We start from the raw sequence: 11,792 nt of genomic DNA on the forward strand, positions 1-11,792 counted from the left end.
AGCAACATTCAACGACAATTAAAAACAAACGACAACTCTCGTAAAAAAGCACTTTTATGATTTTAACGAGTTCTTAGATATGGAAGGAACACCAGAGTCAGTGCCACTTCCATTTATCCAGCTGGAAGACTAAGGTCAATTTATTTAAAACCAGCTTCAGCCTTCTGCTTAGCAACTAAATACGCATCAATATGCTTTTGTATCGCCGTTTTTGTTCCTTTAATTAACCGACCGTTGAACATGCAGTACCATGCCTTTTCATCATCACTGTCGTTTTTAATCAAAAAACCGTTGTAGTGTTCATTTCTCGACTGAGCTTTGGTTTTTTTGTACCGTTCATTTTGGATCGCAAACTCTTGAGGGTCGACAACAGATGCCGTATCGCACCACCAATCAATACTCTTCTTTAATTCAGAAATATTACCAGTCAGTATCTGCCCTTTGATCTTAACCTTCCATACACTTGCTGACTGATTAGCAAGCTTAAAATTAAAGCCCCGATAGTTTGCAATGGCCATGATATATAATCTTTTAATTCTAATAACGGATATTGGTTGGATTATATACCGTACAGCAGAACAGAAAAAGATCTGTACCACGGTTTTTTATCATATTGCATTTGTCATATTGACCTGGTCATTTATTACCCACCCTCACGTCAACACCAGTCGTTCAATACAAAAGCAGAAGTTCGATTACGACGTAAATCAATACCAAGAATAATGCAATCAAATGGTTACATTCCGAACATATTGCATATAGGATAAGCCTATCTAATTTACGAAAATCCGCGCGATTCCTTTGCCTCTTCCATCTTGAAGCCAATTTGAACGTTTTCGTAATAGTAAAAATAACGTTAGGAATTAAATATGTATAAGTTATTTGAAAGCTTTACTCAGGCTTTCCCACAAGATGATCCTAAACAGCCCCCCAATGGGATTCTGGCATTTTGTCTTCATTACACCAAAGGATTCGAAAAACCGTTAGCTATTCTCGCAGTAATGAGTATGAGTATTGCGATAATTGAAGTATCACTTTTTGGATTTATGGGACAATTAGTTGATTGGTTATCGACGAGTAACCCCGACACCTTTTTAGAGCAAAATAGTTCCACATTGATTGGTCTTGGCATTTTGCTGCTCGTGATCATGCCAATCATGATCACCGCTTACTCATTGCTTATCCACCAGACGTTGCTTGGCAATTACCCAATGTCGATTCGATGGTTGGCTCACCGTTATTTACTAAAGCAGAGTCTCTCTTTCTATCAAGACGACTTTGCCGGGCGCGTTGCAACCAAAGTAATGCAGACATCGCTCGCCGTTAGAGAAACGGTAATGAAAGCCGTCGATGTTTTTATCTACGTAACCGTCTATTTCACTGCCATCATTTTTATGCTTGCGCAATCGGACTGGCGACTTATGGCACCAATGCTGATATGGCTAGGGATTTATCTTGGGATTCAATTCTATTTTGTTCCTAAGCTTAAAGCCGTTTCGTCAGAACAAGCGGATGCCCGATCACTAATGACTGGGCGAATTGTCGATAGTTACACCAACATTGCGACCGTGAAATTGTTTTCTCACAGTAAACGTGAAACAGAATACGCAGAAGAGGGAATGGAAGGATTCTTAGATACGGTTCATAGACAAATGCGCTTAGTCACAGGTTTTAACGTCTGTGTTGAACTAGCGAACTATCTACTTGTGTTCTCCATCTCCGCGATTTCTATTGCTCTGTGGATGGACAGTGCGATCACTATCGGTGCCATCGCGATCGCGATCAGTTTGGCCTTGCGTATTAACGGTATGTCGAAGTGGATCATGTGGGAAGTTGGCGGACTGTTTGAGAATATGGGTACGGTAATTGACGGTATGAAAACGCTATCAAAGCCTATCGATATACAAGACAAGCCCGATGCTCAACCTATCGAAGTACCTCAGGGTGGCATTGTATTCGATAACGTCAGCTTCAATTATGGCGAGAATAAAGGGGTGATCAATAACCTTAACCTCAATATTAAGCCCGGAGAAAAAGTCGGTTTAGTGGGACGTTCAGGCGCAGGTAAATCCACCTTAGTTAACCTATTACTCCGATTCCATGATGTTGAAGGCGGTCAGATCCGTATTGATGATCAAGTGATCTCTGATGTCACTCAAGATTCACTTCGTAGCAATATCGGAATGGTCACTCAAGATACCTCTTTACTGCACCGTTCGATCCGAGAAAACATTCTATATGGCAAACCCGATGCCGGAGAAGATGCTTTACTTGCTGCGACGAAACAAGCTCACGCTCATGAATTTATTGAAACGCTGACCGACCCATTCGGAAATATTGGCTATGATGCTCAAGTGGGTGAACGAGGTGTCAAACTGTCTGGCGGACAACGTCAGCGAATTGCGATCTCACGAGTTCTTCTCAAAAATGCACCACTGCTCGTCCTAGATGAAGCAACCTCAGCGTTAGATTCGGAAGTCGAAGCCGCCATTCAAGAGAGCTTAATTGAACTTATGGAAGGCAAAACGGTTATCGCCATTGCTCACCGCCTATCGACAATTGCCGCAATGGATCGCTTAATCGTGCTTGATAAAGGAAATATCGTAGAACAAGGTTCACACCAAGAGTTAATCAACCAAGGTGGCATCTACGCCCAACTTTGGGCTCATCAAACGGGTGGTTTTATTGGCGAGAACTTAGATGTCAGTGGAAGCAACTAGTAATGCAAACCATTAGTTAGTGCTAATTGAAATGGCGACCCGTTTATGGTCGCCATTTTTTTACCTTTTAGTCAGCCACTACTTTTCGAGTTCAGCCTCACCATGACGCTTTTTAAGTGTTTGGAACAGCCACCCTAGACCAATAAGAGCTAAGCCTAGCCCTAAGAAACTTGCCGCTCGCCAAATACCATCCAAGTAACTAACATCAGAAATGAAGACTTTCACCACCGCAAGCCCCACAACAATTAAGCCATAAGTTTGTTGAGCAGATTTTTGACGAACCACACCAATGTAGGTCCATAACGCTCCCAAAATGACTAATGCAGCAGAGTAAGTTAACCATTCCGCCATGCTGGTTGTTTCCAATATCGACATGCTTTCTGTTTGCCAAAATTGGCGAATTGATAATGCAAGCCATAACGCGAGCAACCCACCACCTACAACATATAACCAACGAGGTTGTATCGGTTCAGGGCACCAATTTCGGTAAGCTAAAATAATAAGCGCGGCGCCTGGAAGTAACCAACCCAGAGATAAACCATTAAACAGTGGTATCGCTGTAGCCGACACGGTATCTGCCGATAACGGCATAAACTGAGTGTTGAGTAAAAACATACATATCAGAGCGACCAATAATAGAGCGTAACGGTAGCATAGATAGAAATAATGCATTGTATGACTAAACTGCTGGCGGTAACTGTAGACACCAACTAATACAAGCGCCTCTATTAACCAGAAGCTCACACTCGTTAAATCAAGTTTATCGAATATTACAAAGCTACCAGTCAGCCAGTAATGACTTTGCATCAAGACAAAGATAGCAATGACATGAACGAGTGCGCCTTCAAACCAATCCGCTAATGCAATGCTTTTCTCACGCATCATTTTTAATGCGAAACCTAAAATGACAATCGCAGGTAAGCAATTTGCTACCGCAACCCAACCTTGTGGCGAAAGCCCTTGTTGCCACGACTCAATCACAGGTAATAAGCTTAAACGAGTGAGCAATAGTGAGACGGCAATCTTAACGACAACATCACGCAACACAGCGTAAGAAAGAACCATTTGAAGAGTCATTGCCAAAACTTGTAACGCTAATAAAGCAGTGAACACCTCGCCATAGAACCAAATATAATTAAGTACCAACAGTACAGCATGAATTGACGCTGAAAGGTCCGAACGCAATCTTGGTTCCATTTTTGCCAATCCACCGAGTCCTAAGCATCCGCCAAGAGCAAAAAGGCTTGTTAGCCACAATCTGTCTGGATAATTTCCTTCCACATAAACCAATACACCAATTAGCATTAATGCACCGCAAGATACCGCCCACCAATAACTGAATGTGGAACGATAACTGGCTGAAAACTGTCTATAAGAACGCAATACAAGAAGCACAGTCCAGAGAGCTAACACCCCAAGCACTGATAAAAGGGACTCTGGCGTATTCAATAAATGTAGATGCAATACAGCAGTGAGAATGACCGTTGAAACCAATGATAATAATTGGGACTCACGGCTTGAATAGCCTCGACGAACAGCAGGCAATAGCAACATGACAAAGGGAGTGATAGCTAAAGAAAAGAGCGTAAAATTACTCAGTGGAAGATGTGATTCTGCAATAAGTATCAGCGCGCCAATCATCCCCGCAATGATTGCAGGGTGATACCAAGTCCGCGGTACTCTTTGGCGAAACGGTACTTTTAGCGCCCAACCCTGACGAGGCACAAGCACTAATAAATAGGTGGATAAGGGATAAAATAGCGAAACCCAAAGTGTTAAATTATCGGTTTCAATGGCGGAACTCATCAGCCCAAGCCATCCAATATGAGCCAAGCTAATAAACAAAGACAACCAAGGAACATTCACTCGTGGCCGCACATATAATCCAGCAGCCGTTACCATGCAGATATAGCTCATGAACACATAGAAATTAGGCGTCCCTTCACCAACCCAGAAAGGAGCCGTATAACCACCAATTAGCCCTAAGATCGCCATTAAGCTTCCAAACCGATAACTTAAAGTCAAACAGACCAAAGCGGTTAATGCGATAAGCCCCAAAGCCCATGACTCTGGAACAAGTTGATACATCACCGTTGCGAACACAATCGTGAGATAAATACCGGTCATCCCTGCGGCTGCAAACGTTGCTGGGATATAATTTTGATTAGGAATATCAGCAAGACGCCACCTCTTCGCCTGTATTTGTCGATGTAACCACTCCGCAAAACCAACAATAGCCACTGACAATATCAAGCTTCCGGTAATGCGCCCTTGAGGTGAGATTTCAATTCGACTTCCAACAAACTGCACTAAATACCCGATACCAAATACAAGAGCTAACCCACCGATCCATACTAACCAGTTCCGTTTTAAGTGGGCGACAATCTGTTGTCCAAATCCAACTTCCGTTTGATTGCAATTTTCTAATGGATTGAGAGGACGACGTGAATTGTTAGTGGTGTTTGAAACGATAACTTCCGATTCTAGATTAACTTCAGGAGTGTCATTGGCGGCGGATTGCAATGATTCAACGATAGGCGAGCTTTCATTCTCTCCTAAGTTATCAGCAGTATCTATCGATGACTCCGCTTCTCGCTGATACACATCGTCCCCTTTAGTGGTTGAAGGTTGCCTCTCTGTATACACGCCACGTTTCGGCTCCGTTAGTCGATCCACTTTTTCATTCAATTGAGACAAAGCCGATCTTAAGCGTTTTGTTTCTATCAAAGCTCTAATGGCAACGATAGGGCTCACAAGCAACGCTATCACCACCAATCCGATAATCAGCACAACTTCATCCATGTTAGCTTCCTATGACGTATCACGATTAATCATTTAATCCACGAACTTATTAGGCTGTACATCAAACGACTGATATTAATATTTCATTGTACCAATATAGTTTAGCTTTAATATGTCTCGGCATAGAGAATTGAATAAATACCGAACTACAACCGCTATATCTCTTCATATCAACCTCGATATCAATAAATTAATTATTCTAATAAAAAGAATAACGATAGCGTGATCCTCTAGACAATATTTATATCAATAGAGATATACACTCCAAACCGAATATTAATCGAAACAATCAACATTAAACGCATATTTATCAACAGTAATGAATTTTTATTCGTTTGGGCTTTTCCACATCTGGAGATTTACAATGAACAAAATATCTTTATCCATTTTATCTGCTGCCATTCTTTCTACATTTACTATTAGCGCTGACGCGTGTACGGGTTTAATTGTTGGAAAAGGCGCATCTATTGATGGCAGCATTATGATCGCACGTAATGAAGACTTCGGAATCAATAACTGGAACAAACACTTAGCATACCGTCCTGCTCAAAAAAATGAGGCAGAGATCTGGAAGTTAGGTAATGGTCTAGAAGTTCCTATGCCAAAAGAGTTCTTCGCATACTCCGCGATTCCAGATTGGGATGCAAATACTGTTGATAGCCAAAGTAAATTTTATGAAGAGCGTGGTATTAATGAATATAACGTTGCAATATCAGCAACCACCAGCGCTGAAATAAATGAAAAGGCATTAAAAGTAGATCCACTAATTGATGACGGTGTCATTGAAGCCATAATTCCAACATTAATATTACCTCAAGCTAAAACAGCAAAAGAGGGGGTGACATTATTAGGTGAATATATTGAAAAATACGGCGCAGGCGAAGGTAATAGCTTATATATTGCCGACATCAATGAAGTTTGGTTAGTCGAAATTGGTTCTGGACATCACTGGATCGCGGTTAAAGTTCCAGATGACAGCTATGCGATGATCGCCAATGGCTTACGAATTCACGGAGTTAACCTTAATAGTAAAAGCGTCATGCACTCGAAAGGGCTAGTCGAATTTGTGAACCAGCATAAACTGCTCGACAATCCTGATGCCAAATCATTTAACTTTGCCAAAGCATTCGGAGTCACGGGGGATGTTTATAACATCGATCGCGAATGGCTAGGTCAGAAGATGTTAACAGAGTCAAAAAGCCAGCCGACTCGACAAGATCAGTACCCGTTATTCATGAAGCCCGATGAGAAGATTTCCGTTCAAGATGTAGCAGAAGTACTTAGTGCGACATACAAAGGCACATCATTGGAAGAGAAAGGCCAACGACCAATCAGAGTAGAACGCCAACTTGAATCTCATATCATACAGTTACGTCCAGAGATGCCATATGAACTTCAAGGGCTAATTTGGCAGAGCTTTGGTGTGTTACCTGAATCCGTTCTTGTGCCTCTTTATTCGAGCCTTCAAGAGTACCCAACGCCTTACTTGACTGGTGGTGACACTTACACAGACAACTCCGCTTACTGGCAATTTAGAAGCTTAACCGCCCTTGCTTCAGCTAATCAAAGCAAGTATCTGCCAATGCTTAAAGAAATTTGGGATAAAGAAGAGACTAAACTCTACAAACAAGTCAGCCAATTAGACACCACATTGAAATCGCTCTACAAAACAGATAAACAAGCCGCATTGGATATGGCATCTGATTACTCTTTTGGGCAGTTACAGCGCACACTCACAATGGCGACTGACATTCGTTATAAAATGATGACAGATCTAACAAAAAGTACAGAGAAAAAATATTCAGATGAGGAATTCAAAAAGATAATGAATCTATAGATAAAATGTAACAGAGGCGGTCAAATAACGACCAACTTCAAAATGTTGGCCTATTGTTTATAGTATCGTACGCTTGTTCGTTTACATGCTCATCTTCAGCGACTAAATTGATAGACGCAAAAGAGACCAAACGCCCTTTGCTTGCGCGTTCTGGATGGTCAGATTCCGAAAGGGATCTGACCTTTTTCATCGATTCTATTCGCAGTTATCCATCTTCTCTTTCCTACGATTCTTTTTTTCCTTAAAATCTCACTTAATAACATCTATCGAGATTTAAAATGAACAAAAGTTTACTGACCAACCTGATCTCCATATCGCTTCTCGCGGCTGGATACCAACTAAACAACACGACTCTACTTTATGCTGGGTTATTCGCTTTTTCTGGAGCAATAACAAACTGGCTTGCCATTCATATGTTATTTGAGAAAGTACCGGGTCTATACGGGTCAGGGGTCATACCCGCTCGTTTCGAAGAGTTCAAAGCGGCGATCAAACAATTAATGATGGAGCAATTTTTCACAGAGTCGAATATTGATAGATTTTTAAACAAAGAGATGGCGAGCGGTAAAAGTTTAAATTTGCAGCCCGTGATATCAAAAATAGATTTCAACCCAACCTTCGACTCACTTATTGATGTGATCGCGAACTCTTCTTTTGGTGGCATGTTAGCAATGGTTGGTGGTACGGAAGCACTACAGCCACTAAAGCAACCATTTGTAGAAAAGATGCAAGAATCAGTCATTGAAATCAGCCAAAGCGAGTCAGTAAAAGAAGCATTGAAAGAGCAGCTAGAATCTCCAGCCATGATGGACGAGATCAAAATCAATATTGAAAACATCATCGATCAGAGATTAAATGAACTCACACCGAAATTAGTCAAAGAGATGGTCCAAAAAATGATTAAACAGCATTTAGGTTGGTTAGTGGTTTGGGGAGGGGTGTTCGGTGGTCTAATCGGGGTCATTTCTTCACTCGTCGCTTAATCAAAGTACACTCGGTTTTCGGTTTATAATTAGAGGGGCAGCAATGTTGCTCCCTTTAAGATCCATTACAACCGCTTCTCTTGTTCCTACCCTATCGCAAAAGAGTTTGTATATTAAAAGACTGTCTATATTAGAAAGGCTAGGTATAACAGCACACCTCTAAAGAGTCAGCATACAACTGTGAGCTCATCTGAAAATGAAACTCATACCCACTTTAATGCTGTTCAATTCCCTCATGCTCTCTAACAAACCTAGTACGCATTCAAATATTTTACAAAACAACACGTTATGACACGGTCAATTTATCAAATGATCATCAACCTGTTCATTACCTTTATTTACATTGAACCTTTAAAGAACGATTTTGAGCTAAATTGAAAAGAGCAAAATAGGAAAAGCATGAATAATGAAGCAAATAGCAGTTAAGGAAGAATCAATGGTTACCTATATAATATCTTACAAACCTTTTGGAATTGGGAATTGGACTAAGGCAACGGTATCAAAGGACATCGCTGAAACGCTTTATAAAGAGTACACCGAATATGGCTGGCCTGTATCAATTGAACAAGTAGAGGTTGCTACTGACTCAAAAGATGAGAGTACAACCACAGCTTAAACTAATTGAGTACGACTTTATCGCTTCATAAGTGGATTTCATGATTAGCAAGTCGTGCATACGTCGAACGATCCGCAGGTGACACTGACTGACAATTGCAAGAACGGCAAAACAACTGCTGCTCTAATTTATAGTAATGCTCACCATTAATAAATTGATTCATTAACTGTTGAAATGACTGTAAGACACCGCCATTAGCACTATCGTGGTCCGTATTGCGTCGCATCAACGCCTTGTGTGCTGTCACTTTTTGGCATGTCGAACAATATGTATCAGGCATTTCCTTCCCCTAAATATGTCAATCAGTTAATGATAATTGACATATTCTGTTCAATTTTGTTCCTAGTTAAAAAGTTAAAATATAAAAAACGTGCGTTATGTTCAAAAAACAACCTTGTTTTTTCAAAGAATGAGACTTACGTGCAACCTACCCTTCCCTTGATCATACTTCTGAAATAAAAAAGCCCTCGCGATCACTCGCAAGGGCTGATATGCAACAACCTCAAATATTAAAATTAATCTAATTCAATAAGGTTTTTCTTAAACTTCTTATGTTGTTCGATGACTGCCTCCTCTGGCTCCGCAGTCATTAAGCTCACAACAACAATCGCTAATGTTGAGAAAATAATACCCGGTACGATTTCGTAAACATCAAACCAACCACCTGAAATCTGCTTCCAAACCACAATAGTAACGCCGCCAATAATAATACCTGCTAGCGCACCGTTTCGGTTCATACGATCCCAGTATAGGCTCAATATAATGGCTGGACCAAATGCCGCACCAAAGCCTGCCCATGCATAAGAAACAAGACCAAGAACCGAGCTATCAGGAGTCATTGCAAGTACCAATGCGACAAGTGAAATACCGATGACAGCGATACGACCAACACGCACAATCTCTTCAGATGATGCATCTTTCTTAAATACCTGTTTATAGAAATCTTCCGCAAGCGCTGAAGAAGAAACAAGCAGTTGAGAATCCGCAGTACTCATGATGGCCGCCAAAATAGCTGCAAGTAAAATACCCGCAATCACAGGGTGGAAGATAGCATTCACCAATAGCATGAAAATTTTCTCGCCATCAGCCAATTCACCCGCGCCTGAATTTGTCACATACACCAATCCAACAAGACCAACGAGCATAGCACCAGCCATAGATAACGCCGTCCAAATCACCGCAATACGACGCGCTGAAGTAAGGTCTTTGTTAGTACGGGTTGCTTTGAAACGCGCTAAGATATGCGGCTGACCAAAATAACCCAAGCCCCAAGCAACAAGCGAAATAATCGCGACAGCCGTTAAAGGCTCACCTTTCGAATCATTCCAGAAAGTCAGTAACTCAGGGTTAATTGCATACAGATCATCACCAAGTTGACCAAGGCCCCCTTGCATCGCAGCAATTGGGACAATCAGCAGAGCAGCAGACATCAGCAAACCTTGCACCAAGTCCGTCCATGATACGGCTAAGAAACCACCGAACAAAGTATAAGAAACCACGCATACTGTGCCAATAATAACGGCTGTCGAATAGTCTAGGCCGAATACTGTTTCAAATAATTTTCCGCCTGCAACCAAGCCTGAGCTTGTATAAAAAAGGAAGAACAAAAGGATGAAGAAAGCAGAAATCACTTGAATCTGTTTTGTACTGTCATTAAAACGGCGAGAAAGGAACTCAGGCAGTGTTAATGAATCCGTTGTAATACTGTAAGTACGAAGGCGTTTTGCACTGATTAGCCAGTTTGCCCATGTACCAATTAATAAACCACCCGCAAGCCAAAATGCCTCGATACCTGCCGCATAAGCGTAACCCGGTAAGCCAAGCAATAACCAACCACTCATGTCTGATGCGCCAGCAGAAAGTGCAGCAGGCCATGGCCCTAGTGAACGGCCACCCAAGAAATAATCACTTGAGTTTGACGTACGCTTGTAAGCGATAACGCCTATCGCAAGCATCATAATTAGATACGCGATAAATGTGGTAGTGATAGCAAAGCTATTTTCTATCATTTGATGGTCCTCTTCTTAAAGATCGCTTTCCATGCCCCCTCCTCTTCTTTAGATTGTTTGAAGAGGAGAGGTAATAAAGAAAGTTAGTGAGCGTCACTTCCAAGTTCTAACAAGGTCGCGTTACCGCCCACAGCTGTTATGTTTATAGTTCTCGTACGTTCCGTTATGAAGCGCAGCGATAAGTGTGGATCATGAGCAACAGTCAATGTCGCCAGATCCTTTTCCGACGCTAAGTGATTAGAGACCAATACTTGTGACACTAAGTTCACGATGGCCCCCTCTCTCTTAGCTAATTGAAGATTGATGCTATGTTCAATCTCCGAGTTTCCGACATAACCCACCGATCGCACATCGCATGCGAGCAGTTGATGATAGGCATCGTAAGAGACGACTTGAATCAGGTTATTAGGGAAACGAGACTGCTCTATGGCAGTTTGAATTCCTTGGTTTAGCGCCATATCATCACTGCATAACATCACGCTGTTTCCAGCAATCAGTGCCGCAGTAAATTGAGCAATTATGGCTTGTTGAGCTGTCGTATCCCCATTGAAATCTTGTTCAAAAACAAGAGCCGCGACACCACGCCCAGCGGTGTAAAGTTCGTTTGTTTCACCCGTAGGCCCAATTAATTGGTGACTCTCTGCGAGCAAGGTCGAAGCTTGTTGAATGTGAAATGACATCACTGGCGCTAAGTTAGGTAAAACCTCACTTAATTGAGCCTTCAGTGAAAGTAACTGCTCACACTTATAATCAAAGTTGGTTAAATTCCACTGTTCCCATGCTAAAAAAGCATCTGAAAAACCTGTCACTTGATGAACCATGATA

At 41.6% G+C, this 11,792-nt stretch carries 10 protein-coding genes; 5 read left to right on the top strand and 5 right to left on the bottom strand.

Features of this window, described 5'->3' with window-relative positions; translation table 11 throughout:
• Positions 1-140: 140 nt before the first annotated feature.
• Positions 141-518, bottom strand: coding sequence for a DUF3319 domain-containing protein (locus F0249_RS01240; RefSeq protein WP_171755575.1), 378 nt, complete (start codon positions 516-518; stop codon positions 141-143).
• On the opposite strand from F0249_RS01240, the gene F0249_RS01245 reads away from it, so the two are divergent.
• Both F0249_RS01245 and F0249_RS01250 read left to right on the top strand, forming a co-directional pair.
• Positions 517-723: a hypothetical protein gene (locus tag F0249_RS01245; RefSeq protein ID WP_141707841.1), complete on the top strand. Its 207-nt coding sequence runs from the start codon at positions 517-519 to the stop codon at positions 721-723. The two genes, F0249_RS01240 and F0249_RS01245, sit on opposite strands and share 2 nt — an antisense overlap.
• Positions 724-869: 146 nt before the next feature.
• Positions 870-2,720, top strand: coding sequence for an ABC transporter ATP-binding protein (locus F0249_RS01250; RefSeq protein ID WP_113798621.1), 1,851 nt, complete (start codon positions 870-872; stop codon positions 2,718-2,720).
• A gap of 78 nt (positions 2,721-2,798) precedes the next feature.
• Here the strand turns inward: F0249_RS01250 and F0249_RS01255 are convergent, their stop codons facing one another.
• Positions 2,799-5,522, bottom strand: coding sequence for a DUF2339 domain-containing protein (locus F0249_RS01255; protein ID WP_171755576.1), 2,724 nt, complete (start codon positions 5,520-5,522; stop codon positions 2,799-2,801).
• A 364-nt stretch (positions 5,523-5,886) separates the two neighbouring features.
• On the opposite strand from F0249_RS01255, the gene F0249_RS01260 reads away from it, so the two are divergent.
• From F0249_RS01260 to F0249_RS01270, 3 genes are all read left to right on the top strand, one after another.
• Positions 5,887-7,359 carry a C69 family dipeptidase gene (locus F0249_RS01260; protein WP_171755577.1) on the top strand — a complete coding sequence of 491 codons (1,473 nt, stop codon included), beginning with the start codon at positions 5,887-5,889 and terminating at the stop codon, positions 7,357-7,359.
• 278 nt (positions 7,360-7,637) lie between these two features.
• On the top strand, positions 7,638-8,342 hold the full coding sequence (locus tag F0249_RS01265; RefSeq protein ID WP_017052384.1) for a hypothetical protein: 705 nt from the start codon (positions 7,638-7,640) through the stop codon (positions 8,340-8,342).
• A 436-nt stretch (positions 8,343-8,778) separates the two neighbouring features.
• Positions 8,779-8,958, top strand: coding sequence for a hypothetical protein (locus F0249_RS01270; RefSeq protein ID WP_113798776.1), 180 nt, complete (start codon positions 8,779-8,781; stop codon positions 8,956-8,958).
• Positions 8,959-8,983: 25 nt separating this feature from the next.
• On the opposite strand, the gene F0249_RS01275 is transcribed toward F0249_RS01270, so the two are convergent.
• From F0249_RS01275 to F0249_RS01285, 3 genes are all read right to left on the bottom strand, one after another.
• A complete protein-coding gene (locus tag F0249_RS01275; protein WP_113798629.1) occupies positions 8,984-9,238 on the bottom strand; it encodes a hypothetical protein in 255 nt (84 codons plus the stop codon).
• A gap of 235 nt (positions 9,239-9,473) precedes the next feature.
• Positions 9,474-10,964, bottom strand: coding sequence for a sodium/proline symporter PutP (gene putP, locus F0249_RS01280; RefSeq protein WP_113798778.1), 1,491 nt, complete (start codon positions 10,962-10,964; stop codon positions 9,474-9,476).
• Between the two features lie 86 nt (positions 10,965-11,050).
• Entirely contained in the window at positions 11,051-11,788 is a 738-nt protein-coding gene (locus F0249_RS01285) for a 1-pyrroline-5-carboxylate dehydrogenase (protein WP_113798631.1), read from the bottom strand.
• Positions 11,789-11,792 lie beyond the last annotated feature (4 nt).

The sequence above is a fragment of the Vibrio sp. 03-59-1 genome (assembly GCF_013114135.1).
GTDB lineage: Bacteria > Pseudomonadota > Gammaproteobacteria > Enterobacterales > Vibrionaceae > Vibrio > Vibrio cortegadensis.